The sequence below is a fragment of the Prochlorococcus marinus str. MIT 9211 genome, from assembly GCF_000018585.1.
Lineage (GTDB): Bacteria > Cyanobacteriota > Cyanobacteriia > PCC-6307 > Cyanobiaceae > Prochlorococcus_D > Prochlorococcus_D marinus_B.
The window spans coordinates 186,820-213,352 of the sequence record NC_009976.1; the positions used below are offsets into that span (position 1 = coordinate 186,820).

At 40.0% G+C, this 26,533-nt stretch carries 27 protein-coding genes; 11 read left to right on the top strand and 16 right to left on the bottom strand.

The genetic code is table 11. The features are described 5' to 3' along the window. Positions 1-35: 35 nt before the first annotated feature. Positions 36-1,433, top strand: a complete 1,398-nt coding sequence (locus P9211_RS00955) for an isochorismate synthase (RefSeq protein ID WP_012194751.1) — start codon at positions 36-38, stop codon at positions 1,431-1,433. Here P9211_RS00955 and gshB read toward each other — a convergent pair. Further along, complete coding sequence (gshB, locus tag P9211_RS00960; protein ID WP_012194752.1) at positions 1,413-2,339, bottom strand: glutathione synthase; 927 nt, start codon at positions 2,337-2,339, stop codon at positions 1,413-1,415. The two genes, P9211_RS00955 and gshB, sit on opposite strands and share 21 nt — an antisense overlap. 13 nt (positions 2,340-2,352) lie before the next feature. Continuing rightward, positions 2,353-2,607 (bottom strand): glutaredoxin 3, encoded by a 255-nt coding sequence (gene grxC, locus P9211_RS00965; RefSeq protein ID WP_012194753.1) that lies wholly within the window; start codon positions 2,605-2,607, stop codon positions 2,353-2,355. 80 nt (positions 2,608-2,687) lie between these two features. On the opposite strand from grxC, the gene prfB reads away from it, so the two are divergent. The 6 genes from prfB to P9211_RS00995 all read left to right on the top strand — a co-directional run bounded on the left by prfB (position 2,688) and on the right by P9211_RS00995 (position 6,400). Next, a protein-coding gene (gene prfB / locus P9211_RS00970; protein ID WP_143703319.1) for a peptide chain release factor 2 occupies positions 2,688-3,816 on the top strand; the annotation gives its coding sequence in 2 pieces (ribosomal slippage) (positions 2,688-2,762 and positions 2,764-3,816; 1,128 coding nt in all). A 3-nt stretch (positions 3,817-3,819) separates the two neighbouring features. Continuing rightward, positions 3,820-4,011 carry a DUF3285 domain-containing protein gene (locus P9211_RS00975; RefSeq protein WP_012194755.1) on the top strand — a complete coding sequence of 64 codons (192 nt, stop codon included), beginning with the start codon at positions 3,820-3,822 and terminating at the stop codon, positions 4,009-4,011. Positions 4,012-4,019: 8 nt separating this feature from the next. Next, the gene (gene ybeY, locus P9211_RS00980) at positions 4,020-4,589 is read left to right on the top strand and encodes an rRNA maturation RNase YbeY (protein WP_012194756.1); all 570 of its coding nucleotides are present in this window, start codon (positions 4,020-4,022) and stop codon (positions 4,587-4,589) included. 35 nt (positions 4,590-4,624) lie between these two features. Beyond that, entirely contained in the window at positions 4,625-5,047 is a 423-nt protein-coding gene (locus P9211_RS00985) for a diacylglycerol kinase family protein (RefSeq protein ID WP_225866222.1), read from the top strand. Between the two features lie 10 nt (positions 5,048-5,057). After that, positions 5,058-5,663, top strand: coding sequence for an anthranilate synthase component II (locus P9211_RS00990; RefSeq protein ID WP_012194758.1), 606 nt, complete (start codon positions 5,058-5,060; stop codon positions 5,661-5,663). Next, on the top strand, positions 5,660-6,400 hold the full coding sequence (locus P9211_RS00995; protein WP_012194759.1) for an MBL fold metallo-hydrolase: 741 nt from the start codon (positions 5,660-5,662) through the stop codon (positions 6,398-6,400). The genes P9211_RS00990 and P9211_RS00995 overlap by 4 nt, the downstream gene beginning before the upstream one ends. On the opposite strand, the gene P9211_RS01000 is transcribed toward P9211_RS00995, so the two are convergent. Genes P9211_RS01000 through mnmE form a run of 4 tightly spaced genes read right to left on the bottom strand, consistent with a single transcriptional unit; the run spans position 6,384 to position 11,577 of the window. After that, complete coding sequence (locus P9211_RS01000) at positions 6,384-7,514, bottom strand: pyridoxal phosphate-dependent aminotransferase (RefSeq protein WP_012194760.1); 1,131 nt, start codon at positions 7,512-7,514, stop codon at positions 6,384-6,386. The genes P9211_RS00995 and P9211_RS01000 overlap by 17 nt on opposite strands. Beyond that, positions 7,514-9,325: an arginine--tRNA ligase gene (argS, locus tag P9211_RS01005; RefSeq protein WP_012194761.1), complete on the bottom strand. Its 1,812-nt coding sequence runs from the start codon at positions 9,323-9,325 to the stop codon at positions 7,514-7,516. Before argS ends, P9211_RS01000 begins: the two co-directional genes overlap by 1 nt. Further along, positions 9,325-10,206, bottom strand: coding sequence for a carboxylating nicotinate-nucleotide diphosphorylase (nadC, locus tag P9211_RS01010; protein ID WP_012194762.1), 882 nt, complete (start codon positions 10,204-10,206; stop codon positions 9,325-9,327). Before nadC ends, argS begins: the two co-directional genes overlap by 1 nt. 3 nt (positions 10,207-10,209) lie before the next feature. After that, positions 10,210-11,577: a tRNA uridine-5-carboxymethylaminomethyl(34) synthesis GTPase MnmE gene (gene mnmE, locus P9211_RS01015; RefSeq protein WP_012194763.1), complete on the bottom strand. Its 1,368-nt coding sequence runs from the start codon at positions 11,575-11,577 to the stop codon at positions 10,210-10,212. Positions 11,578-11,646: 69 nt separating this feature from the next. Between mnmE and P9211_RS01020 the strand changes: the two genes are divergently transcribed. After that, entirely contained in the window at positions 11,647-12,096 is a 450-nt protein-coding gene (locus P9211_RS01020) for a DUF2062 domain-containing protein (protein ID WP_012194764.1), read from the top strand. 241 nt (positions 12,097-12,337) lie between these two features. Here the strand turns inward: P9211_RS01020 and P9211_RS01025 are convergent, their stop codons facing one another. Then, positions 12,338-14,668, bottom strand: coding sequence for a RelA/SpoT family protein (locus P9211_RS01025; protein ID WP_012194765.1), 2,331 nt, complete (start codon positions 14,666-14,668; stop codon positions 12,338-12,340). Between the two features lie 55 nt (positions 14,669-14,723). On the opposite strand from P9211_RS01025, the gene P9211_RS01030 reads away from it, so the two are divergent. Next, complete coding sequence (locus P9211_RS01030) at positions 14,724-16,334, top strand: ABC transporter ATP-binding protein (RefSeq protein ID WP_012194766.1); 1,611 nt, start codon at positions 14,724-14,726, stop codon at positions 16,332-16,334. Between the two features lie 19 nt (positions 16,335-16,353). On the opposite strand, the gene P9211_RS01035 is transcribed toward P9211_RS01030, so the two are convergent. Continuing rightward, a complete protein-coding gene (locus tag P9211_RS01035) occupies positions 16,354-17,337 on the bottom strand; it encodes an RluA family pseudouridine synthase (protein WP_012194767.1) in 984 nt (327 codons plus the stop codon). Further along, positions 17,337-18,200: a ribosome biogenesis GTPase YlqF gene (gene ylqF, locus P9211_RS01040; RefSeq protein ID WP_012194768.1), complete on the bottom strand. Its 864-nt coding sequence runs from the start codon at positions 18,198-18,200 to the stop codon at positions 17,337-17,339. Before ylqF ends, P9211_RS01035 begins: the two co-directional genes overlap by 1 nt. A 389-nt stretch (positions 18,201-18,589) precedes the next feature. On the opposite strand from ylqF, the gene P9211_RS01045 reads away from it, so the two are divergent. Further along, a complete protein-coding gene (locus P9211_RS01045; RefSeq protein ID WP_012194769.1) occupies positions 18,590-19,798 on the top strand; it encodes a phosphoglycerate kinase in 1,209 nt (402 codons plus the stop codon). 45 nt (positions 19,799-19,843) lie between these two features. Here P9211_RS01045 and P9211_RS01050 read toward each other — a convergent pair whose 3' ends face one another. After that, positions 19,844-20,431: a hypothetical protein gene (locus P9211_RS01050; RefSeq protein ID WP_012194770.1), complete on the bottom strand. Its 588-nt coding sequence runs from the start codon at positions 20,429-20,431 to the stop codon at positions 19,844-19,846. Positions 20,432-20,646: 215 nt separating this feature from the next. On the opposite strand from P9211_RS01050, the gene murG reads away from it, so the two are divergent. Further along, the gene (murG, locus tag P9211_RS01055; RefSeq protein ID WP_012194771.1) at positions 20,647-21,714 is read left to right on the top strand and encodes an undecaprenyldiphospho-muramoylpentapeptide beta-N-acetylglucosaminyltransferase; all 1,068 of its coding nucleotides are present in this window, start codon (positions 20,647-20,649) and stop codon (positions 21,712-21,714) included. On the opposite strand, the gene P9211_RS01060 is transcribed toward murG, so the two are convergent. The 6 genes from P9211_RS01060 to rplA all read right to left on the bottom strand — a co-directional run bounded on the left by P9211_RS01060 (position 21,707) and on the right by rplA (position 26,459). Continuing rightward, positions 21,707-22,822 (bottom strand): pyridoxal phosphate-dependent aminotransferase, encoded by a 1,116-nt coding sequence (locus P9211_RS01060; protein WP_012194772.1) that lies wholly within the window; start codon positions 22,820-22,822, stop codon positions 21,707-21,709. The two genes, murG and P9211_RS01060, sit on opposite strands and share 8 nt — an antisense overlap. Continuing rightward, the gene (locus tag P9211_RS01065; protein ID WP_012194773.1) at positions 22,813-23,991 is read right to left on the bottom strand and encodes a quinone-dependent dihydroorotate dehydrogenase; all 1,179 of its coding nucleotides are present in this window, start codon (positions 23,989-23,991) and stop codon (positions 22,813-22,815) included. The genes P9211_RS01060 and P9211_RS01065 overlap by 10 nt, the downstream gene beginning before the upstream one ends. Before the next feature lie 14 nt (positions 23,992-24,005). After that, the gene (locus P9211_RS01070; RefSeq protein WP_041391343.1) at positions 24,006-24,476 is read right to left on the bottom strand and encodes a ribonuclease H family protein; all 471 of its coding nucleotides are present in this window, start codon (positions 24,474-24,476) and stop codon (positions 24,006-24,008) included. Positions 24,477-24,545: 69 nt separating this feature from the next. Further along, positions 24,546-24,944, bottom strand: a complete 399-nt coding sequence (rplL, locus tag P9211_RS01075) for a 50S ribosomal protein L7/L12 (RefSeq protein ID WP_012194775.1) — start codon at positions 24,942-24,944, stop codon at positions 24,546-24,548. 53 nt (positions 24,945-24,997) lie between these two features. Next, a complete protein-coding gene (gene rplJ, locus P9211_RS01080; protein ID WP_012194776.1) occupies positions 24,998-25,525 on the bottom strand; it encodes a 50S ribosomal protein L10 in 528 nt (175 codons plus the stop codon). Between the two features lie 229 nt (positions 25,526-25,754). Next, complete coding sequence (rplA, locus tag P9211_RS01085; protein WP_012194777.1) at positions 25,755-26,459, bottom strand: 50S ribosomal protein L1; 705 nt, start codon at positions 26,457-26,459, stop codon at positions 25,755-25,757. Between the last annotated feature and the right edge of the window lie 74 nt (positions 26,460-26,533).

Here is a 26,533-nt window from a genome sequence, read left to right on the forward strand (position 1 = left end):
TTTGATCAGTCTCGTTGATCAGTGCCTAATTAGGTATGAAATGTGGCCCAACTTTTAGTGAATTTTTGCAAGCGTCTTTACGAGCTTGGGCTTTAAGGCGAATTGAAGACTGTGTTTTGAGCCTGGCCTTGCCTTTAGAAAGTGTTGACCCGTTAACTCAATTACCTGTAATTGCTGATAGGCACCATTTTAGTTTCCTTTGGGATAGTTCTCCAGGATTAACTCTTGCAGCTGCGGGCAAATGTCAGAATTTTGAATTAGTTGGTCAAAGAAGATTTGAATTAGCTCAAAGATTCAGTGATGAGACACTTAATAGGCTTATAGATGGAACTCCAGAGGCACCAAGCCATGCAAAACCTAGAGTCTTGCTTGCCTTTACATTTTTTGAACAAACCACTGAAATTAAAATTGGTACAAAAAACATTCCTGCTGTTCAAGCTATTTTGCCTTCTTGGCAATTAACCCGTCAGACCGGTCAAAGTTGGTTGCGTTTGAACGCTGTTGTTGCTCATGAAGCAGATGTTAGGGATTTTGTCGAACAGCTTTGGTTAATGCGTGAAAAACTGGTTACAAGTTCTAAGCAGGTCTGGCTTACATCGATCAATATGTTGGGGGTTTCAATATCTCAAAATTGGCAAAACAATTATCGGCTAGCTCTCGCAAAGGGTATTGATTTGGTTAATTCTGGTGAACTTAAAAAATTAGTTCTTGCTGTCAAAGAGTCAATTGTACTTAAAGAACCATTAAACCCTCTCGTTGTTTTGTCTAATCTTCGCATTCGTCAACAAGGAAGTTGTCGCTTCTTATGGAAGAGAGCTAGTGATGAGTCTTTCTTTGGAGCTTCTCCAGAACGTCTACTAAGTTGTAGGAACGGCCTAATTAGAACTGATGCACTTGCTGGAACTGCTAGTAAAGATGATGATGGCTACGATTTACTTCGTTCAGATAAGGACCTGCGAGAACATGAACTAGTTGTTAGTTCGATTCATAATCAAATGATTCAACAAGGGTTAGAACCGTATAGATCAAGGAGTCCACGTTTGGCTAAGCATGGCCATTTAGTTCACTTACATACACCAATTACTGCAATGAATAAAGGTCTTTCGCCGCTTCAACTTGCAGATGCTTTGCATCCAACACCAGCAGTCGCTGGACTACCAAGGCCTAAGGCCTTTAAGTGGTTGAGAACACTTGAATCTTTTGATCGAGGGAATTATGCCGCCCCTATAGGATGGATAGATAATCTTGGCAATGCAGAGTTTAGAGTCGCTATTCGATGTGCTTATGCTAGAGGTACAAGTCTCGAATTAATAGCTGGAGCAGGACTTGTAAAGGGATCAGTAGTAGAAAAAGAGTTGCAAGAAGTTAAGTTGAAACTTGGTGTTATGGCTGATCATGTTTCATCTGAATCATTAACTAAACTTGTCAAGTAATTGACTGATAATTTGTTCGGAGAGTGGGATTCCCATAAGCTGCTCCACTTCTCGGATACCTGTAGGACTGGTGACATTAATTTCACTTAACATGCCGCCAATAACATCAATACCAACAAAAAAGAGTCCTTCCTTTTTTAGTGCAGGAGCAAGCTCTTCACAAATCTCTTTCTCGCGTAATGATAACTCTGTAGCTTCTGCTTTACCTCCTAGGGCAAGATTGCTTCGAAAATCTCCATCTTTAGGTCGTCGGTTGATGGCTCCAAATGGTTGACCATTGACTAATAATATGCGTTTATCTCCTTCTAATACTTTTGGAAGAAATTTTTGAACCATTACAGGTAGATTTTCTTGCAACGTTACCAATTCAAGTAATGCTTCAAGGCCAGGTGCTCCTGTTGCGATTCGAATAACCCCTTGACCACCTTTTCCTCCAAGTGGTTTTAGAACTACTTCCCCTTGTTCTTGTGCAAAGTCTTTCAATTCTTGAACTCTGCTTGCGACTAGTGTAGGAGCCATTAATTTGCTAAACCTTAGTGCTCCAAGCTTTTCATTCCATGCTCTGAGAGAGGCAGGTTTATTCAGAACTAGGACTCCTTCACGTTCAGCAACTTCGAGTAAGTGAGTTGCATATAAAAAGGCTTCATCCACTGGAGGGTCCTTACGCATCCAAATACATTGAAATTCATTGAGAGCAAGATTCTGAGGCTCTTGCACAGTGATCCATGGCTCTGGGTCAACATGACTTGCACAAACACCTGCTTTATTCCCTTTGGCCTGCAAATCTGATGGAGTGCATATCCAAACTTCAATTGCAGCCTTATGTGCAGCTTCCATCAAAGCGGCAGAAGAATCTTTGATCGGATTTATGTGCTTAATAGGATCAAGCACAAAGAGTTGCTTCATAGTGTTAATTGGATTAGTTCAAAAGACTGTCTAATTGATGGCTGTCTTCCAGGGCATAAAGCTCATCACAGCCTCCAATACCTTTTTCATTAATAAATATTTGGGGGACAGTTGTACGTCCACCTGCTCGTTCGGACATCTTTAAACGTCCTTCTGGGTCCCCATCAATTGGGTATTCTTTGTAATCCACGCCTTTCTTGTTAAGAAGATTTTTTGCGCGTATACAGAAAGGGCAAAATTGCCAGGTGTAAATCTCAACTTGTGCCATGTGAGCATGATTCTTTGAAGATCATCCCATGTGCGTCAACTTTGCTTATAGTTTCTTAAGTGACTTTTGACTTTTAAGAATTGCAAGATCTGTCAGATTTCAAACGAGACCTCTCTGTACTTACTAAGCGCCTGGGCAATGCTCAGGACTGTCTTTGACGTTCCAGCATTAAATGCACTAAGGAAAGATCTGGAACAGATTGCTTCTCAACCTGAATTTTGGAATGATCAGCAGAAGGCGAAGAAAGAGATGAGAAGGCTTGATGAAGTCAAAGCGCAGTTAAAGAAATTGGTTGACTGGGATGCGGCTATAGAAGATGCACAAGTTTCACTGGAGTTATATGAGCTTGAGCCAGATGATGAGATGCTTGCTGAGGCGATTAAAGGGTTAGATAACTTGAAATCTGATCTTGATCTTTGGGAGCTTGAACGTCTTTTGAGTGGTCAATACGATAAAGAGGGAGTCGTTTTATCGATTAATGCAGGAGCAGGTGGGACTGATGCACAAGATTGGGCACAAATGCTTTTAAGGATGTATACCCGCTGGGCAGATGATCATGGTATGAAAGTAACTGTAGATGAGCTCTCTGAAGGAGAAGAAGCAGGGATTAAAAGTGCGACCTTGGAGATTGACGGCCGCTATGCCTATGGATATTTACAAAACGAGAAGGGGACGCATCGTTTAGTGAGAATTTCTCCTTTTAATGCAAATGGTAAACGTCAGACAAGTTTTGCCGGTGTAGAGATTATGCCTAAACTTGAAGAAGAAGTTGAGTTAGATATTCCTGAAAAGGATTTGGAGATTACTACTAGTCGCTCTGGAGGAGCGGGTGGCCAAAATGTTAATAAAGTAGAAACGGCGGTACGCATTGTTCACCTTCCATCAGGTTTGGCAGTTCGTTGTACACAAGAACGCTCTCAATTGCAAAATAAAGAAAAAGCTATGGCATTGCTTAAAGCAAAATTGATGATTATTGCGCAAGAACAACGAGCCTCTCAGATAGCAGATATAAGAGGTGACATTGTCGAAGCAGCATGGGGCAATCAAATTAGAAATTATGTGTTTCATCCATATCAGATGGTTAAAGATCTACGCACTGGCAAGGAATCAACTGATGTTGAGGGAGTTATGAATGGAGATCTAGACCCTTTTATTCAGGCTTTGCTCTTAAAAGGTATAGACAATAAACAGAATGATCATGAGAATTAGTTAATGACTGAAAACTCTTTTTCAAAGACTTCTTCTGCAAAGAAGACCCCACCACCAAGCTTTGTCAAATTGGCTATGAAAAATATGGTAAGGAAGGGAAGTCAGAGCCTTTTTCATTTTGGGTTGACAGCCATTGGGTTTATAGGATTTATTTTAGTGATTGCTGCCCTCGGCAGACCAAACCTTCCACAGTAATTTTCCTCATGCTTTCAGCTAGTGAAAATAGATTTGAAATAGATTTGGATCTTGTTTTTCATAGCTATCAAGATGCTCATCTTATTAATAATATTTTTTTTAATAATGAAGCGTTATGGCGAAGTAATTTGAAGGTTTGGATTGACTATGTTCGTAGAAATGATAATTACCTATGCCCAGCAATAGTTAGGTCAGTGAATTGTTTAAGTATTGGACTTCAATTTACTGATGATAAGAGCATAATGAAAATTAATCAGCAATGGAGAGCAAAAGAAGAGCCTACTGATGTACTTTCTTTTCCTGTGATTGATCAAGATAGTATTGCTCCACCACCCAATCATTTCCTTGAGTTAGGAGATATTATCGTTTCTGTGCAAACAGCTCAAAAACAAGCGGATGAAAATAACCATTCTTTAGACAAGGAATTGTGTTGGCTTGTTAGCCATGGACTCTTACATTTGTTGGGATGGGATCATTTAAATGAACATAGTCTTGATCAGATGTTGAGTTTTCAAGATAAGCTTCTCCAGATCAACCATGATTCTCAAATTGCTGTTTCTAGAGGCTTACAACCTTGATAAATACAGATAACACTCATTCTGAAGCAGACAATATTGCTGACCTAGCGACTCATGCGCAATGGTCTTCTAAAAGAGGGTCATGGCAAATAGCTAAAGATTTGCCTTCTAGTTTTAAATATGCAGCTCAAGGGATTGCTTATAGTTTTGTAAGTCAAAGGAACTTTAGAATTCATTTGGTCATTGGTTCGTTAGTTAGTGCTTTAAGCATTTGGTTGAAATTACCCTTTTCAGAACTTGCGATACTTGTTCTTACAATTATGGCTGTATTAGTTTTGGAATTAATCAATACTTCTATAGAAGCAGTGGTAGACCTTGCTATTGGTAGGCGCTTTCATCCTTTGGCGCGAATAGCAAAAGATTGCTCTGCAGCAGCAGTACTGGTGGCATCTCTCAGTTCTTTAGTTATTGCTTTGCTTTTAATTGCTCCTCCACTTCTAATGCGCTTGACCCGTTGAGAAAGTTTAAATGCTTTTAGTTATTGACAATTACGACAGCTTCACCTTCAACCTTGTTCAATATTTGGGCGAGTTGGCAGAAAGCCATCCTTCGGCTCGAGATATACGAGTAGAACGCAATGATGCTCTAACAATTAAGGAAATTCAAGAATTAGGCCCTGAGGCTATTGTCTTATCTCCAGGACCTGGAGATCCTGATCAGTCTGGCATCTGCCTAGAAGTTTTAAGGAATTTTTCTGCGCAGATACCAATTCTTGGTGTTTGTTTAGGTCACCAAGCAATAGCTCAAGTATTTGGAGGAAAAATTGTACAAGCTAAGGAACTTATGCACGGGAAGACATCACAAGTTTTTCATAATAGTAAAGGTGTATTTTTTGATTTACCAAATCCCCTTGTCGCAACTAGATACCACAGCCTTATAGCTCAAAGAGAGACTTTGCCTGATTGTTTTGAAATTACAGCCTGGCTTAAAGATGGCACAATTATGGGACTTCAACATAAGGATTACCCTTATCTTCATGGAGTTCAGTTTCACCCTGAAAGTGTTCTGACTGAAGCTGGGCCTTTACTACTAAGTAATTTCATAGCTTTGGCTGAATCTAGAAAAAAACCATGATTTTTAATCGCTTGCTTACTAGAGACATATTTAAAAAAGCATGTCTAGGAATTGTCTTAGCCTTTGCTTCGATTTCATCAGTTAAGGCAGAGCGTGTCCAGATTACAAGCTTTGGCCATAGCTCCTTGCTAATAAAGGGTGGTGGACATTCAGTTCTGTTGAATCCTTTTAAGGCTGTTGGATGCGCTGAAGGCTTAAGTGAGCCAAAGAATGTTTCAGCAGATGTTGTTCTTGCCAGTTCTGAGTTGGCTGATGAGGGGAATAGAAACGTGAGAGGACTATTTCTTTCAGAACCAGGCTCATATCGGATACGAGATCTGGCTTTAGAAGGTTTTACAGCACCACATGATCGGTTTGGAGGCCGTAGGTATGGCTTGGCTACTGCTTGGCAATGGGTTCAAGGAGGAGTCAACTTTGTTCACCTGGGAGGCAGTGTGTCTCCAATTAGATTCCAAGAAAAATTGCTTGTAGGTAGACCAGATGTTTTAGTCATTGCTGTTGGTGGAGGAGCGAAGGTATATAACGCTAGGGAAGCAGCAGCTGTGGTGAAGTATTTAAATCCGAAAATTGTTATTCCTGTTCAATATGTAAGGGGTACCAATCCAAGTAGTTGTGATCAAACTGGTATTGAACCCTTTTTGGAAGCAATGGAAGGGATTCAGGTAAGGGATGTAGGTAAAACTTTTAATGTTAGAGGTAAGATTTCTGACGAGCTTGTCATTAAGCTAATGCCTTAACCTCATCACTTTTCTTAAACGCTTCCCAGAACTGTTCCATCTGTGTAGATACACCAATACTAACTCTTAAAGCACCTTCTAGTAGTGGCTTATTGTTCATATTTCTAACTAAGACTCCGTGCTTCTTAAGAGATTGCTCTACTATTGAGACATTAGATTTTGGCCAGAGTAGGAAATAATTACCACTTTGTATAACGTGCCTGACGTCATGTTCCTTTAACTTTGTTTTAATCCACTCTCGTGCTCTCAAAACTTCTCTTATATATTCATCTATGTAAGCTTGGTCCTTAAGTGCTGCGAAGGCGGCTGTTACGGCAAAGCTATTGATATCATACGGACCAGTTACTCGTTGAATTCGATTAACTACCGCCATATGCCCAATAGCAAAGCCGATTCGCAATCCTGCCAATCCATATGTTTTAGAAAGTGATCTCAGGACAACAATATTTGGTGTTTTTTCATAGTTAACGATGGGAATTACACTATCTCCCAAGAAAGCCTCATAAAGTTCGTCAATAACTATTAACGTCTCAGGAGAGGCCTTTGCTAATTGAATGATTCTCTCTGCTGAAAGATTTGTACCGGTAGGATTATTGGGGTTACAAATAATTAGTAGTTTTGGGTTTTTTTCAATTAATGCTTTATAAATTCTATTGAATGGGAATTCAAAGCTATTTTGCTCATAAGGTATTTCAATGATCTCCATTCCTTGCATGCAGGCACAAGGGTGGTAGTAACCAAAGGTTGGGGTGGTTGTTAAAAAGGCATCTTTTCGATTTCCATATGCATGGAATATCGCATGGAGCGCAGCATCTACTCCATTGAATAATCCTATTTGGTTAGATTTAATTGGATTTGCAATCTCGGAAGAATTTAAATGATTAGCAATTGCCTCTTTTAACCCATTGTATTCCGGATAAATAGAGATTTGATCTGCAGGGATATTCTGAATGGCCTGTATAACTTTAGGGCTAGGACCAATAGTATTTTCATTAAAGTCCAGCCTTAGAAGCTCTCGACGACCTTCTAATGGAGCAGAGTAAGGAGTCATTTTTTCTACCTCTTGTCGAGCTTGAGGGAGTTTTACAAATTGGGATGTCTTGAATGATTCCATTACATCCTGTCTAAAGTTGGAATACCAAGGAGCTTTAAACCTAGTTTAATAGTGTCTGCGGTAAGTTGACATAGAGCTAAGCGTGATGCTTTTAATGAATCATTAGCTTTTAATACAGGAACTTGGTCATAGAACCTATTGAAGACTTGGCTAAGTTCAAATAAATAATTGCAGAGACGATTTGGTAGCAATTCCTCTTCAACTTGAAGTATCACTTCATCAAATTTCAATAATTCTCGAGCTAACATCCATTCTTGGGGTTCATTAAATGTGAGCTTATTGATAGTCGCATTGAGACTCCCCCCCTTACGATTTATTCCGGCAATACGAACTAGGGCATATAAAAGATATGGCGCAGTATTTCCTTGCAAGGCAAGCATCCGATTAAAACTAAACTGATAATTAGTAATTCGATTTTGACTTAAGTCGGCATACTTTACTGCCGCGATACCAATTACTCTTGAGACTTTATTGATAAACTCTTGATCCTCTTTACGACCTTCGGCATTAAGACGTTCTTCGAGATCATTTTTTGCACGAATAATTGCTTCATCTAATAGGTCTTTTAGCCGAACGGTATCCCCAGAACGTGTTTTAAGTTTTTTGCCGTCCTCTCCTTGAACCAAGCCAAAGGGAACATGTTCAATACGGCAATCATTGGGGATCCAGTTTGCACGCCTTGCAACTTGGAATACAGCAAAGAAGTGACTTGCTTGCCCAGCATCAGTGACGTAGATCAACCTACATGCACCATCACCTTGTGGATAGGCCTGGAGTCGATATCGTATCGCTGCTAGATCAGTAGTTGCATAATTAAAACCACCATCAGTCTTTTGAACAATAAGGGGAAGAGGCTTACCATCTTTGCCAGTAATATCATCTAGGAAAATGCATTTTGCCCCATTGTCGGTTACCAAGAGATTTGTACTTTTAAGATCATCTATTACATCTTGTAGATATTGATTATAAAAAGACTCTCCTCTCTCGGTGATATGAATATCAAGACGCTTATAGATCTTTTCAAACTCTATACGAGATTGATCGCACAATAATTGCCATGCTTTCAGACTTTGTGGGTCTCCGTTTTGTAGCCTTACGACTTCTTCTCTTGAAGCGTCTTGAAAGGTCTCATCTTCATCAAAGAGTTTTTTAGCCTGTCGATAGAATTTGACTAGGTCTCCGAGATTAATGGCGTTGGCAGTTGTTAGTGCTTCTGGAGCAACTAATTTGAGATATGTTATCAACATCCCAAATTGAGTTCCCCAATCTCCAACATGGTTGAGGCGCAGAACAGGATGCCCTCGAAATTCTAAAACACGTGCTATCGAATCACCAATAATTGTTGATCGTAAATGACCTACATGCATTTCTTTGGCAATATTTGGGCTAGAGAAGTCAACGACTATTGGCTTGAGGCTTTTATGAGTTTTTAGAGGCTTAGCAATTGGAACTCCAAGATGATCGTCATTTAGTCGAGCACATATCTCTGTAGTAAGACAACTATTCTGAATAGTTAAATTAATAAAGCCTGGCCCGGCGATTTCAGGCTTAAGGCATAGTTTGTTGAAATCATCATTTTTTACAAGCTGCTTAATAATTTCTTCTGCAATTTTTCGAGGCGCCTTCTTAAGTATTTTTGAGAGTGCCAAGGCACCATTAACTTGAAAATCACCAAACTCAGGCTTGGTTGCAGGAACTAATTGTGGATTTAATGATTGCCCAGATTGTTTGGCCACTAAAGAAGCCTGAGGGAAAGCAGCTTCTAATGCACCGCAAATGTGTTGATTTAAGGCTAAGTAAATATTGCGCATTATTTGCAAGTATCGTCGATGTTAAAACGCATACTGAAATCTATCCAACTGCTTTGTGTAATTGGCGAACTACTTGAGATTAAGTCTATACCTGTGTTTGCATAGCTTTTGATATTGGCAGGGTCTATCCCTGAAACTTCTATCACAACTTGATTAGATGTTCGAGTTTTGGTGTTTTTAGCTGCTAATTCTCTTAAACGCGGGACAAGTAAATGTACTTCGGCTGGAGACATTTCATCAAGCAATATTGCATCAGCACCTAATAACACAGCTTCTTCTGCTTGGAGAGGTGTTTCTGCTTCGACAATAATTTTGGAAGTCCATGGAATTGATGATTTTAGAGCTGCGATTGCTTGCCCAATCCCTTCACTCCATGCGATGTGATTTTCCTTCAGCATTGCAGCATCATCTAGGCCCAGTCGATGGTTTGTTCCTCCGCCACACCTTACAGCGTATTTCTCCAGCAAACGAAGTCCAGGAGTCGTTTTCCGAGTATCTACTAGATGTATTCCTGTGTTTTCTAAATCCAAAACAAGTTTCGCTGTTGCCGTAGCAATTCCAGATAAATGCATGGCAATATTTAACGCTGTACGCTCACCTGCCAAAAGGGCTGATGTTGGACCCTTGAGTTCTAATATGATTTGTCCGGCTTCAAAACTTTCTCCTTCTTCTACAAGCAATTGAACTTGTACAGAAGGATTTAATCTTTGAAAGACTTTTTTTACTAATGGACCACTACAAAAAATACCAGTTTTCTTAGCTATCCAATTTGCGGAAACGATTTGTTCATGAATAGCACTTTGTGTAAGATCTCCTTTCCCTAAATCCTCATCAAGCCAAATATCAATGAGTCGATTAATTGTAGGAGTGTTTAAATGCACTTTTTATTTACCTATACAAAAGCGTGAGAAGATCCTATCTAGAAGAGCCTCAGAAATTTCATGACCTGTTAGTTCTCCTAATTTTTGAATTGCATCGCGTAAATCAATAGTCCAAAAATCCCATGGTAATTCTTGAGTTGTCACTTCCAGAGTTTTTCCCAAAGCTTTAGAGGCAGCATTTACAAGGTCAAGCTGTCGTTCATTCAGAGCGATTTCAATTCCGTGAGTTTCGTGTAGCCCACATATCTTTAATAGGGCTTGTATTAAATTATTTTCTCCTTGACCAGTTAAAGCACTAAAGATGATTTCTGCTTGATTGGTATCTTGCTGGACTTTTATATCAGCTTTATTGCCTATAAGTAGTGTGGGCATTTGTTTGGGAATTTGATCAAATAGATCTTGGTCAGCTGTTGTCCAGCCAATGCTCATATCAAAAATAAATAGCACAATATCGGCTGTCATTAATGCATTCTTGCTTTTGGCTACACCAATTTTTTCTACCTCATCATTTGTAGAGCGTATGCCAGCAGTATCAAGAAGCGTAATAGGGATTCCTTCTAAAATAATTTCACTTTCTAGTAGATCCCTCGTTGTGCCTGGTAAAGCAGTCACAATTGCTCTTTCACGTTTACTAAGACGATTAAGAACTGAACTTTTCCCAACATTTGGCAGTCCAATTAGGGCAATTTTTAACCCATTACGAAAAATACATCCTTGCTTTGCATCAATTACTAGTTGCTGCAGCTCGTTATTTATTTTAATTAGATCAGCCAACAATGCTTGCTTATTAAGGGGGGGGAGGTCATCTTCAAAGTCAATGCGAGCTTCTATTTCACTGAGTTGATCTAAGAGCTTATCTCGTAGTGAATTAATTCTCTGAGTTATATCGCCATCAACACCTGCCATGGCAAGTTCAGCGGCCTTTTGACTTTTGGCGCTAATTAAATCATTAATTGCTTCTGCTTGTATAAGATCAAGCCGTCCATTCAATACTGCACGCTGGCTAAACTCCCCAGGCAAGGCTCTCCTAACGTCTGGTTGTTCAAGGATTTGGTTGAGTATTCTTTGAACTGAGATCAATCCTCCATGACAGTGAATCTCTACTACATCTTCCCCAGTGAAGCTTCTCGGAGCCTCCATAATTAATATCAATACTTCGTCTATATGCTTTTGAGTTTTCTTCTCTATTACATGCCCATAAACAATTCTGTGACTACTCCAAATTTGATCACCAGGGATGTGGACAATTTGTTTGCAAGTTTCTTGAGCAGATCGTCCTGAAATGCGAATTACCGCCACTCCTCCCTGCCCTGGTGACACTGCCGAAGCAATCGCTGCGATTGTTTCTTCTGTTGAGAAAGCCAAATTCATTAATTAAGAATTAAGCACAGTTCTTTAGCATCATGTTGAGTCTCTTTTATAAATCTTGCTGGGCATGAAATGATTCCCATATGCCATAAATTGTTCATAAAGTCCCGTCAATTTTGTCTTTGGGCTTGGAGGCAAGAAGGGACGCCTGCCCAGCGAGCACGTGGCTTGGCTGTAGGAGTTTTCAGTGGATGCTTCCCTTTCTTTGGGTTTCAAACATTTTTTGGGATTTTCTTGGCAAGTGTCTTTAGAGGGAATCATTTACTAGCAGCTGCGGGGACCTGGATAAGTAATCCATTCACTTATGTTCCTCTTTATTGGTTTAACTATAAAGTTGGAGAAGTATTTTTGGGACAAGGGCGAGACTCGCAAAGTTTAGCGCAGTTAACTAGAGATCAGTTATGGGATAAGGGCTTAATCCTTAGTAGTAGGATTTTGTTAGGGTCATCAATAGTCGGTTTACTGTTGGGCATTGTCGTTGGGTTTAGTTTTTATGCTCTCCACAAATCTCTGACTAGATAAAGTACTCTTTCTGAGGAAATCTTTGCTTAGAGATTTAAGATATTATTTGCAACTAATTAGTAAAGGATTGATTTGTCAAGGTGTTTTAAAAACTCCTGCTGTTGTTATTTTCAGTGAAGGGTTTCTAGATTATTGAACTAACAGACTTGATGGTTATTTTGAAAGGAGTCCATTCCCCTGAACCTAATAGATAATTTGGTGGAATCGGATAAGTTAATTCTACGAATGCACTTGAGCTTATTTAATTAAGACCAGTCCGAGCAATATCAATTACATCGGCCATTGAACGAATTTGGCGCATTGTGTTTTTTAATTGCTCTGCATCTTTCAATTCAATTCTTAGATCAATACATGCAGGTTTCCCAAAAGCTGTCTTTACTCGAGCATCACTTACATTAATCCCACTATCAGATAGTCGCAGTAAAATATCTTTCAAAATCCCCACCCGATCAATTACTTCAATCCTTAATTGCGTTGTGAATTTCTGATCTTGTAGATATGAACTTTGATTCCATTTGACTGGTAATCTCCTACTATTCGGTATTGAATTTAGATTAACACAATTTTCTCGATGTACTGTAATACCATGATTACCTAAGGCAACAGTTCCTAATATTTCTTCTCCAGGTAATGGGCTACAGCAGCCACCCAAGCGATAGTCCAAGCCTTCTATCCCAAGAATTGGAGAAGAATTCAAAATAGACCTTTTAGAAGGTATTGATCCTGCTTGACTTGAAAAGTGTTTGGCGACATCAGAGTTTGTCGGATGTATTTCTGGGGATATATTTTGAAGACGTATTTCTTCTCGTAAACGATTTAGTACTTGTTGCAAAGTTATTGCGCCAAATCCAAGAGCTGCTAGAAGATCATCTATTGACTTTACATTACAACGCTCAGCAACTTTTTGCATCGCCTGACTACGTAGTAATGCATCAAACCCTTTCCGACCTAAATCTCTTTCTAGCAAGCTTTTCCCACGATCTATAGTCTCATCCCGATGACTTTTCTTATACCATTGCCTTATGCGATTGCGGGCAGTCGGAGTGGCTACAAAATTAAGCCAGTCAAGACTAGGATGGGCAGTCTTGTTGGTAAGAATTTCGACAAAGTCTCCATTGCATAAAGAAGTTGATAAGGGGCATAACCTATCGTTAATGCGGGTTCCGTGGCAATGATTACCAACTTCAGAATGAATCCGATATGCAAAGTCAATTGCTGTGGAGCCTTTTCTGAGTCCGACCACATCACCTTTTGGTGTAAATACAAACACCTCTTCATCAAATAAGTCTTCCTTTATTGAAGCTAGATAGTCATTATGATCATCATTGCCGCCTTCTTGTTGCCATTCAACTAGCTGACGAAGCCAATTAAACCGTTCTGTGTTTCCTGATGCTGGGGAGCCACCTTCTTTATATTTCCAGTGAGCTGCTATTCCGAACTCAGCTACTTGATGCATTTCTGGCGTTCTTATTTGCACTTCAATTGGTCTATGGCGTCCAATGACGGCTGTATGCAATGATTGGTAGCCATTGGGTTTTGGTAGGCCAATATAGTCTTTAAAACGACCAGGGATAGGGCGGAAAGTATCATGAACAACTGCTAGGGCTCTGTAGCATGTTTCGAGGTTAGGAACGATGATTCGAAGAGCTGCTATATCGTAAATTTCATGAAATTCTTTTTGTTGACGTTCCATTTTGCCCCAAATACCAAATAGATGTTTTGGTCTACCATTAATCTCATATTCCGTAAGACCTGCTGCAAGTAACTTGGTTCGTAGTAGCTCTATTGTTTTGTCCAGGCGTTTTTCTCTTTCGCTTCTTTTGGTCACTACTTCTTGCTGAATTTCTCTATAAGAATCAGGTTCAAGGAGTTTGAAGGCAAGGTCTTCTAATTCCCATTTAAAACGTCCTATCCCTAAACGGTTCGCTAATGGGGCATATATTTCGCGAGTTTCTAACGCAATACGTTGCTGTTTATCAGATTGGAGCGAGTCTAGGGTCCGCATATTGTGGAGCCTGTCAGCAAGCTTTACAAGTACAACTCTGATGTCACTAGCCATAGCAAGAAACATTTTTCTCAAGTTTTCTGCTTGAGCTTCTGTTCTATTGGTTACGTGAATTCCTCCTAGCTTGGTTACTCCTTCTACTAATCCAGCTACTTCATTACCAAAAAAACTTTGTAATTGTTCCAGAGTTAGATCTGTATCTTCAATTGCATCATGAAGTAATCCTGCAGCTATAACCGTCGGTCCTGCTCCTATCTCTTGTAACAAGTCTGCAACTGCAACAGGATGAACTATGTATGGATCACCACTTGCACGGAATTGACCTTTGTGAAGGCGAAAAGCCAAGTCAAATGCATTTGCAATTAATGCTTCTGAATCTCTAGGGCAACTATCCCCCAACCCTGGAGGTACTTTTAAAATACAAGTTTTTAACCAATCAGGTAATTGAATCCCGTAGTCCTCTGTGCTACTGATGGGTTCAGTTCTAAGTTGAGGTTCACCATCCACTGTCAAGCTAGAGGTCAAGTTGACCTGTTCTTTATTTGATTTTGAAGTGGCATTTAACATCCGACTCAGCGGATTTATACATATTATTCAGGATTAACACCTCTCGCTACATCTTATGACTAGTTCTTTAGGGGATGTTTTAAATATTCAAAACTTGAGGGTTTGTTATCCCAACACTTCTAAATGGGTATTGGATCGCTTCAATTTAAATATTCGAGCTGGAGAACGTGTTGCTCTCATTGGTAGCTCAGGGTCTGGGAAAAGTACTGTTGCTAAGGCTTTAATGCAAATTCTTCCTTCAGGGAGTATCTGTCAAGGTTCTCTATTAGTTGCTGGACAAGATCTCATGAACTTAGAGCCTAAAAGCTTGGTTCAACTTAGAGGAGAGTTGGTTGGTTTGGTTTTTCAAGATCCAATGAGTCGCCTGAATCCATTAATGACAATTGGAGATCATATCTTGGATACATTAAAGGCACATAGACCAGAGAAGACTTCTTCTTGGCGCAGATTTCGGGCTGAAGAATTGTTGATAAAAGTTGGGATCAATCCTGCTCGTTTCAATGCTTTTCCTCATCAATTTAGTGGTGGCATGCGTCAACGATTAGCCATTGCTTTGGCAATTGCTTTGAATCCACCTTTAGTCATTGCAGATGAGCCTACTTCTAGCTTGGATGTCGCAGTGGCAAACCAGGTAATGAGAGAGTTGAACAACCTTTGCAATGAACTTGGCACTAGTCTCTTATTAATTACCCATGACCTTGCTCTGGCAGCCAGATGGTGTGAACGCATGGCAATCCTTGGGGAAGGCAATATAGTTGAGGAAGGTTTCAGTAGAGATGTTGTAGAGCAGCCATTATCTTTGCTGGGGAAGAGCTTGGTTGGTGCTGTTAAAGCGCGAGAACAAAAATCTTTAAAGTCTCAAATTGAGGGAAAAGTTGTATTAAAGGTTGATCGATTGCGATGTTGGCATGCTGGGGGTTGGTTGCCTTGGCAAACTAATTGGATTAAAGCTGTTGATGAAGTTAGTTTTTCTTTGCTACAAGGGGAAACATTAGGAGTAGTAGGAGTATCAGGCTGTGGGAAGAGCACTTTGTGTAGAGCCCTCGTGGGCTTGTTGCCTATCAGAGGAGGTGATGTGATGTTGTTTGGGCAAAATTTAGCAAGATTAAATAGGTCCTCTGTTAAACAAGCTAGACAGGCATTACAGATGATCTTTCAGGATCCTTTTGGTTCTATGAATCCCAAGATGACAGTTTTAGACACCATCTCCGATCCACTACTTGCTCATAATTTATGCAATAAAGCAAGTGCAAAAGAGCAATCAAGAAAGCTGTTGGATCAAGTAGGTTTAAGCCCACCTGAAAACTTTCAACACCGTTTACCTCATGAACTTTCTGGTGGTCAGCAACAAAGAGTTGCGATTGCGCGTGCTCTTGCTTTGACTCCCAAGGTACTTATTTGTGATGAAAGTGTGAGTATGCTAGATGCTGAAATGCAAGCAGATGTCCTAAATTTATTGAGCTCACTGCAAAAAAAACTTGGATTAGCAATTCTTTTTATCACGCATGATTTATCGGTTGCCCATAGCTTTTGCCATAGGTTGATTGTTTTAGATAAGGGAAAAATTGTTGAAGAAGGTTTGTCACATCAGATATTTAATAAACCTCAGAATGAACTTACTAAAACACTAGTTAGTGCTTGCCCAAGGATTAAATCCTTTAATTGAGATTAGTAGACTATATTGACTATGAATTATTGTCATTAGTAATTAGTCTCTTTTGTAATCGAGTCAAAACATTTTTAAATGTATTGGGCAATGGTGCTTCAAAAAGCATTGTTTCATTGTTATGTGGATGCTTTAGACCAAGTTTAACAGCATGTAAAACTTGACTGGAGACTCCATTAGGCAATTTTTTGCAGCGACTATATGTTTGGTCTCCAAGGATGGGGTGACCAAAATGGGCACAATGTACACGGATTTGATGAGTTCTCCCTGTATCTAATTTGAAGCTTAGGAGTGAGTAATCGCCAAGTCTTTCTTTAAGCTCCCAATGAGTACAAGCATATCTGGCCATCTCATTGGTTACAACGGCGTATTTTTTTCGATCGACTGGATGCCGTCCTATTGCTCCAATGATTGTCCCCTTGTCTCCCTTGGGTACGCCATGAACAATAGCAAGGTAAATCCTAGATGCGACTCGTGTCTGAATTTGTTTCTGTAGATTCACTAATGCTTCTTGTGTCTTTGCAACCACAATGCAGCCTGTTGTGTCTTTATCTAGACGATGTACAATTCCTGGCCTAAGTTTTCCACTAATTCCTGGGAGATCATTGCAATGATGGAGTAAGCCATTGACTAACGTACCGAATTTATTTCCTGGTGCAGGATGGACGGCTATGCCTGCTTGCTTATTTATTACGATTAAATATTTGTCTTCATATAATATGTCCAAGCTAATTTTTTCTGGTTTCAGATATGGGAGTGGCTCGGGTGGTGGTAGCCATAGTTTAATTTCGTCTCCTTGCCTAAGAGGTGTTTTTGCCTTACCTATTTTTTCATTCACTTTGACTAATCCTTCATTAATAAATTTCTGAATACGTGCACGACTTTGTTCTGACCTTTGACTCACTAGCCAGCGATCAAGTCTCATTGGAAGTGGCTTGGGATAATGGAGGATTACTAGTTCTCCTTCTCCTTCGCCAAAGCATTGCTTAGTACTATCTTCCATTATTTAGGAAGTTCAAGAGAAATTTGGCCAAGTAATAATTTGCGGAAGTCATCTAATAATTTCTGTGCCATTCTTCTCAAGTCGTCTGAAGTGTGTACACTCGCTGAATTAGCCAACCAGTCATGGACATTGGGCTCACAGTTTTCTAGAGCAATTCCATAGCGTTCCTTAAGAGATTCTTTGTTGAAACCAGAATATGTTTCTTCAAGAGCACTTAGGAGCCTTAAAAAGGCTATCCCTACCGATTCAACATCATACGCTGCTTGACCAATGTCATCGCATATAGCAAGTAGCAGTGCAGCTTTTTGGTTCTCTAATCGTGGTGGCAATACACCAGGAGCATCTAATAGATCAAGCTGTTGACCAAGCCTGACCCAACGAAGAGATTTTGTTACTCCTGCTCGACGCGAACTCTCAACAACTTTTTGCATGGTTAGCCTATTGATTAGAGCAGATTTGCCAACATTTGGGAAGCCCAGTGTAAGAGCTCTTACTGCACGACTTCTCATTCCTCTTGATTTACGGCGCTCGTTCAATTCATCCCCTAGTCTAATAGCTGCTTCTTTGATCATGGCTACGCCATTTCCATTTTTGGCATTACACCACCATGGAGTTTTCCCTTCAGACTTAAACCACTGATCCCATTCTTTAATAGCTTTATTTGTAATCATGTCTCTACGATTAATCACTAATAAATGCTTTTTATTGGTGATCCATTTTTCAAGATGAGGATGTGAAGTTGATATTGGTATACGAGCATCTCGTACTTCTATTACGAGATCTACTTTATCGATATGCTTCTTTAGCTGCTTTTCTGCCTTAGCAATGTGGCCTGGATACCATTGAATAAGAGGGGAAATCATTGCATTACCCGGATTGGGATTGGAAGACATTGCTTGTTTGGCAGGCAATGTAGTGAATGTAGTGTTTTTATCTTTGTCGAAATTGAATACTTGGACTCATGAGGATCAATTAATATTATTGATTTATTTTCTTTGTTGCAAAGAAGACTTTCTTTTTTACAAGATTCAAAAAATTCAACCTTTCAATTGCTAGTTAGTTTTTAGTTATTGCTTTCAAAAATGATCAAGCCTTATCATTCTATGGACATTTGAACCTTTTTAACAAGGAATGCCCTCGAGGGGGACCTGGATGGTTGATTGCTATGGCCAGATGATTTCTCTGGCTGAGAGAAAAGCCATTAATAGATTTAACAGGTTATTCTCACAACGTTTAAATTTTCAAGGTACCCATGGCAAAGCGTTCTCTCTCTAGTCTCAGCGCAGAGGAGCTATGCGGTAAGCGAGTTTTTGTGAGAGTTGATTTCAATGTCCCAGTAAATGCTGAAGGTGATATAACTGATGACACAAGAATTCGTGCTGCTCTACCAACAATTAAAGATTTAATAGATAAAGGTGCGCGAGTTATCCTTTCTGCTCATTTCGGACGTCCCAAAGGCCAAGTTAATGATGCTATGCGACTTACTCCAGTTGCTCAAAGGTTGAGTGAATTATTAGGTCACACTGTTATTAAAACAGATAGTTGTATTGGGTCAGATGCTCAAGCAAAGGCTCAAAGCTTAAATAATGGAGATGTGATGCTTTTAGAAAATGTCCGATTTATTCAAGGCGAGGAAAAAAATGACCCAGATTTTGCTAAAGAATTATCTGAGTTGGCAGAAGTTTACGTTAATGATGCTTTTGGAGCTGCTCATAGGGCCCATGCATCTACTGAAGGAGTAACGAAATTTCTTAGCCCTAATGTTGCAGGATATTTGATGGAGAAGGAGCTTCAGTATTTACAAGGTGCAATCGATTCACCAAAGAGACCCTTGGCTGCAATAGTTGGTGGGTCAAAAGTGAGTAGCAAGATTGGTGTACTGGAATCATTAATTGATAAATGTGACAAGGTTCTTATCGGTGGAGGTATGATCTTTACTTTCTATAAAGCTAGAGGTTTATCTGTGGGGAAAAGCTTGGTTGAAGATGACAAGCTTGAACTTGCGAAAGCACTTGAAGAAAAGGCTAAATCAAAAGGTGTTGAGTTACTTTTGCCTACGGATGTTGTGTTGGCTGACAATTTCTCTCCAGATGCAAATAGTCAAATAGCTCAAATAAATTCTATCCCTGAAGGTTGGATGGGGCTAGACATTGGCCCTGATTCAGTAAAACTCTTTCAAGATGCTTTAGAGGATTGTCAGACAGTCATTTGGAATGGTCCTATGGGTGTTTTTGAATTTGATAAGTTTGCTAATGGTACAAACTCTATAGCAACTACTTTGTCTGTATTAAGTCAGAAAGGTTGTTGCACAATTATTGGTGGTGGCGATTCAGTTGCTGCTGTAGAAAAAGCAGGCTTGGCAGATAAAATGTCCCATATCTCTACAGGAGGTGGAGCTAGTCTTGAGTTGCTTGAGGGGAAAACACTTCCAGGTGTTGCAGCTCTAGATGAATTAGATTGATTGAATATCAGTAAAGAGATTCTCTATAGAAAAAATAACAATCCTTTAAGGGATTAGCTCATCTGGATTAGATACTATCTTTACTCTTTTAGTGATTGCTATAAGCCCATCTGGGTGGGCTATTAGAGCTGCCCATTGTTGAATACCAGGATTGAGAGGTGATTGTGCTGATTTAAACAATCCTCCTGACTCGGTAGGCATTAGAGGCATCTGAGGGAATTCTTCGTTAGTTATTCTGCCAGGTTCAATGGCTATTAACCCACCGGCAATAATTCCATCTTTTAGAGGCTTCTCAAGAATAATGTCGATATCATAGTTGGTGCCTGTGAGGACTATGTCTGGAATGTTTAGACTTATCTGCAGAGGACTTTTTAGTGCTCGTAAGATTGAGTACTCACTTAGAATTTCTTTCCTAATAATTCGATTTCCTTCTTTAGTAAAAGCCAATTTCTGCTTAGCCTCTAACAAGTATGTTTGATTATTTAATTTTTTTTCAGACCGAATGGATAGATTAAGAGATTCTCGATTATCTTTTAATTTTTTTCCTGGCTTGATAGTCCACTCTGCATTTGGGAATCTTTTGAGAAAATCCTGATACTCTTGCTTTAAAGTGATAGCGATATCTGTTGACATTAGAGTTTCCCAACCCGAGGTATTTCGGCTATTGAAAGATTTCTCGAGTTCGCGACTGAGTGTTTTTATATCTATTTCTCTGGAGTATGTTTGGCTTGTGAATGCGACCATGAGCAGAATGACTGAACTGACGCAAAATCTGATGAGATGCTCCACCTAGGAATTTTTCTTATTACGTATAACTTTAAGCGTAGGTATGAATAGCAATTATTTCTATGTCCTGTCTTTTGATCGCAGCAAGTGGAACCGGTGGTCATCTCTTTCCAGCTCTCGCTGTTGCAGAGGCCTTGCCTGAGTCGTGGAAAGTTAGTTGGCTAGGAGTCTCTGACCGCCTAGAGTCGAGTTTGATACCTAAAAAGTATCAATTATCAACTATTGGGGTTGAAGGGGTACAAAGTCGTGGAATTAAGAGAATCGTTCAAATTTTCAAATTACTCGCAGCAACTGGATCAGTAATTTGCCTGATTAGAAGGAATCGAATTCAAATAGTTTTGACAACAGGTGGTTATATTGCTGTCCCAGCAGTACTTGCAGCAAAACTCACTGGCAAAAAAGTTATTCTTCATGAATCAAATGCTATTCCAGGGAAAGCGACTAGATTGTTAGGCCGATTATGCGACAAAGTTGCATTAGGCTGGCCCCCTGCAAAAAAAAAATTGCCAGGGTGCAAAGTGACTGTGACTGGAACTCCAGTTAGAAAATCTTTCTTGATGAAAAATAAATTACCTTCATGGGCTCCTTCTGGACCTGGACCTTTAATTGTTGTAATAGGCGGTAGTCAGGGTGCGGTTGGTTTAAATGATATGGTTAGAGCTGTCCTCCCGTTTTTACTTGATCAAGGTTGTCGAATAGTTCATATAACGGGAAAGAATGCTCAGTCAAAAATTATTCATACGAATCTTGTTGAGCAACCATTTTCTGATGATATCCCAGGGCTGTTGCAAAATGCCGACCTTGTCATTAGTAGGTCTGGTGCTGGTGCCTTGAGTGAATTCGCAGTCTGCGAAGTCCCAGCGATTCTTGTGCCTTATCCCTATGCAGCAGATAACCATCAAGAATGTAATGCTATATATGCATCACAATTTGGTGCTGCATTGATTGTGCATCAGCATGAGCCAGAGGGAAAGGCGTTAAGAAATGCACTGGAAAGGCTATTGAAAAAAAATCTTTCTCAAGCAGATACAGTTGAGAACTTACTTAATTTGATGAGAAAAGGCATGGCAAAGATGGCAGTTAGAGACGCTCACATTCATTTGATGTCTCTATTAAAGGAAGCTAGTTAATTACTTCCTTCATTGCATCCAAGATGCGCAGATTTTCATGTCGACTTTTTAAGCTAATTCGTAGCCAGTTAGCTCCTAGACCTTCAAAAGATTGACAATCTCTAAGTAAAATCTTTCTTTGCGCTAGCTGTTCGCGTAATAGACTTAGTGAATTGCTACTATGAATTAATTGGAAGTTAGTTGAAGATGGGTAAGATTTTATGCCATGAAGACCCTCAAGTTTTGAATGTAGCCAAGCCCCTTCATTTGATACCCATGATTGGACTTTCTGAATTTGCCTGTTCATTAATGTTTGGTTACTCATTAGCATTGTTCCTACAGCTATTGCAAGGCCATTCATTGGCCATGGATCTCTACATTTCTCCCATTCATGTAATCTGTGCCTCGAACTAATCGCATACCCAACTCTTAAACCAGCTATTGAGAAAAGCTTAGTAAGACTTCTTATGACAATCAGATTTGAATGACTAGTAATAAGAGGTATAAGTGATTGTTTGTCGCCGTTAGGAACTAGCGGTAAAAATGCTTCGTCACAGATCACTAGCCGATTAGATACAAGTAATTTTTCCAGAGAATTTCGACTCCATAATTGACCTGTTGGATTATGTGGATTCGTTACCCAAATCACGTTAGAGGATGTACTAATCGGAAATGATTGAGGGAAGATAGAATCCCATGACAATGGCAGAGGAGTTTGCTTATAAAGGGAGTTCCAGCATTTTAAGGCGCGCTTATAGTCACTAAAACCTGGCGAAGGCAAGATACTTAGGCCATGCTTCGCAGCATCGCGAGCAGCCCATGTAATTAACTCTGCTGCTCCATTGCCAGGCAATACACAGGAGGGATCAATACCATGCCAAGTGCTGATTACATCTCTTAGAGTTGTAAGACTTGGGTCTGGATAACTTGTGATATCCATTCCTTTAAGCGCATTGATAATACACTTTTTAATTTCTTTAGGAGGAGGGAAGGGAACTAATGATGCACTGGCATCTATTAGTTCATTTGGCTGGAATCCCAATCTTTTTGCTTCTTGGGCAATATTCCCTCCATGTTTAAAGAAATTTGAGACTTGTTGATGATTATCAATCTCAGCTTCTATATCCATGGTGCATTACTCCCTATAGCTTCAGTGATATTTCGAAACCCATGCTGATCTAGTTGGCTCGACAATCCATCTAAAATTAAAGGTACCAGTGTCGGCCCTTGAAAAATCCAGCCTGTATATATCTGAAGAAGAGTAGCACCGGCACTAATACGTTCCCAAGCATGTTGTGGAGAGTTGATACCACCAACTCCTATAAGTGGTAGGTTTTCACCAGCTGACTCTCGAAGTAGTTTTATAACCTCTATGGCTCTTTTGTTTAGTGGAGCCCCACTCAAACCACCGACTTCATTTCCTAGAGTTAATCCAGTTTGTGAAATAACTCTATTTCCTAATCCTAATCTATCAACACTAGTATTGATAGCAATTATCCCTGCTAAACCTTCTTCGTAAGCTAGCTTTGCTAAGTCACTAATTGCATGGTCTTCTAGATCCGGTGAAATTTTTACAAGTAATGGTGGACAACTACGTAGTCGTCGTAGACGTTCGATTAAGCGTCGTAATTGTTTCGGGTCTTGTAACTTCCTTAGACCTGGGGTATTAGGAGAGCTGACATTTATGACAGCATAATCGGCCAAGGGAGCTAGTAATTCAAGAGATGCAGCATAGTCATCGGCTGCTTGCTCTAGTGAGCAGATTTTCGACTTTCCAAAGTTGATTCCAAGTACTGCAGGTCTTTGCCCTCGAGCAGAAATCTTTTGCTTTTCTAATGTACTTCGCATGATAATGGCGCCGTTATTGTTAAAACCCATGCGATTTAAAGCTGCTTGTTCCTTTGCTAGCCGGAACAAACGTGGTTTTGGATTCCCTTGCTGAGGATGCCAAGTGACGGTGCCGAGTTCTGCAAACCCAAAACCAAAATAATGCCAAATACCCGCTGCAATAGCATTCTTATCAAAACCTGCTGCTAGGCCTATAGGGTTATCAAAATTACAACCAAATAACTTTTGCGTTAATCTTGGGTCACTCCTTTGAAGTTCTTTGCCTACTTGAGCTAATAACCCGGAAAAGCCTGGCCATTGTCTATAAATGGAGACTTGTCCAAGCGTATTGAGTGCAAAGTTTGTTAGTTGTTCGGCATCAATCCCTTCATCTTCTGAAAGGATTGGCGAAAGGAATCGTTGATATACGGATTTGATTGACAGAAATTTAGACTCTGATGGATGTGCCATCTTTCACACCTCTCTCAGTTGAGTTGTATCGCAAGATTTTTTGAAAAGCTTACAGCGATCTTGTCTACTCTGTCATTGTCATGGTCACCACTATGACCTTTAACATATTCAAGGCTTACACCTGTGAGACGCTCTTTGTCTAAAGTCTCCCACAGATCTTTGTTGAGAACAGGTTTGCCTGAGGAAGTTTTCCATCCTTTTTTTTTCCATCCTATAATCCATTTCCCTAGGCCATCTATTAGATACTTGCTATCTGTTCTGATCGTTAACCTTGGGTGAAGAGGTAGATCTTTTAGTCTTCTCATTATTTCAAGAGCTGCTTGTAATTCCATTCGATTGTTGGTGGTTTGCTGTTCAAATCCACCAAATTCTTTAGTAGTGCCATCTTCAAAACGGATCAGAGCACCCCAACCTCCTGGGCCAGGATTGCCACTACAGGCACCATCCGTGGCTGCCGCTATAACCAGCCCATGATTAGTAGTCATTAGAAAAAAATAGCCGGCCATTGAGACCGGCTTGAAAATAGCCAAAAGATCGGAGTGATGAAAAAAAAATTATTTAAGAGTTACTTTTCCTCCGACCGCTTCAATAGCTTTTTTCAATGCTTCTGCATCTTCCTTGCTAGCACCTTCTTTAATTGTTTTAGGTGCAGCTTCGACCATTGCTTTTGCTTCTCCAAGACCTAGCCCTGTGGCATTACGTACTTCCTTTAAAACTTTGATCTTTGCAGCCGCATCAAAGCTTTCAAGTATTACGTCAAATTCAGTCTTTTCTTCAGCTGCTTCACCAGCAGCTGAAGCACCACCACCAGCTCCAGGAGCTGCCATTACCACACCTGCAGAAGCTGCTGCTGAAACACCAAAGGCTTCTTCGATTTGCTTGACAAGCTCAGAAGCTTCAAGCAATGAGAGGCTTTTAAGGGAATCAAGAATTTCGTCGGTTTTTTTAGACATGGTTTGAATTGATCAATTATTGAGAGAGAAAAAGGATTAAAAAGTTGGTGAAATTAATTTTCACCACTATCAGCATGCTGCTTAAGAGATCTTGCAAGACCAGAAGGAACCTCATTAATTCCAACTGCCATTTTTGTGGCTATGGAGTTTAATGCACCTGCAATTTGTGCCATTAAAACTTCTTTTGTAGGAAGGTTGGCAATTGCCTTGATTTCATCCTGCGATAAGAGCTTGCCTTCAAAAAGACCGCCTTTTGTTTTGGATTTTTTGGTTTCCTTTTGGAAAGCTTGAACTGCTTTCAAGGCACCACCTACATCGCCTTTTACAAGGACGAATGCATTGGTACCATTTAATAATGACTCCAGACTTGACCAAGAAGTATCACCATCAATTGCCTTGCGCATTAAGGTGTTTTTAGTCACCTTGCATATGCCACTGCTAGGCCCTAAGCGAGTCCGCAGATCAGACATTTCTTTGATGGTTAAACCTTGATAGTCAATGACCAGAGCCATTTCAGCTTGATCGAGGAGAGCTTTGAGCTCTTCGACAATTTGCTTTTTGCTCTCCAGCGTGCGGCCCATAGTAATTGGATCCAATCAGGGGAAAAGCTAGACATACGGGCCTAACTATCTCTTTGAAGAGACGAGGGCGCTATCGATTAATCCAAGTAAGGGAAATCGTTGCGTTTACCTCGGCAGGATTTATCTAAACTTTCGCATGAAATGCAAAAGTTTATTTAACCTGCTGTCTTTGGCCGGGCGCATGCCCGTTGGCATAAGCCAATTACATAAATAATATCAAAAAGGCTATTTATTCTTGGGAAATATCTTGTAATGCAGCGATGTCCACTTCTATCGAAGGCCCCATAGTAGAAGTTATATAAAGGGTTTTCCAGAAACGACCTTTTGCCCCACTGGGTTTGTTTCTATCAATTGTTTCTTGAAGTGTCTTGAGATTTTCCAATAGCGCGTCTGCGTTAAAGCTTGCTTTCCCAAAGCGAACATGAATAATTCCAGCTTTATCTGCCCTGAATTCAAGTTTTCCAGCTTTGAACTCTTTAATGGCTCCTACAAGGTCAGCTGTTACTGTTCCAGTTTTTGGATTTGGCATTAAACCACGAGGTCCAAGAACTCTGCCTAATTTTGCAACTTTAGGCATCATGTCTGGAGTGGCAATAAGTAGATCAAAGCCCATTTCTCCTTTACTAATGGAGTCTACTAATTCTTCTTCTCCAGCTAAATCAGCCCCAGCGGATTTGGCTTCAGCAACTTTTTCGCCCCTTGCTATAACAGCAATTCGTATTGTTTGACCAGTCCCATTAGGGAGTGTGACTGTTGTTCTAATTTGCTGATCAGTATATTTCGGATCAATTCCTAGACGTACATGGGCTTCGATAGTTTCATCGAACTTCGCGGTTGAGCTTTCTTTTACAAGATTAATAGCTTCAAGTGGTGGATATGCTCTGTCTTCAATTTTTGAAGAGAGGCTAGCCATTCTTTTTGAAATTTTAGTCATAGATACTTGGGGTACTGGCGACTAATAGGTCTCCCCCTTGATGGGTTAATTGTTCAAATTTGAATTTGATAAAA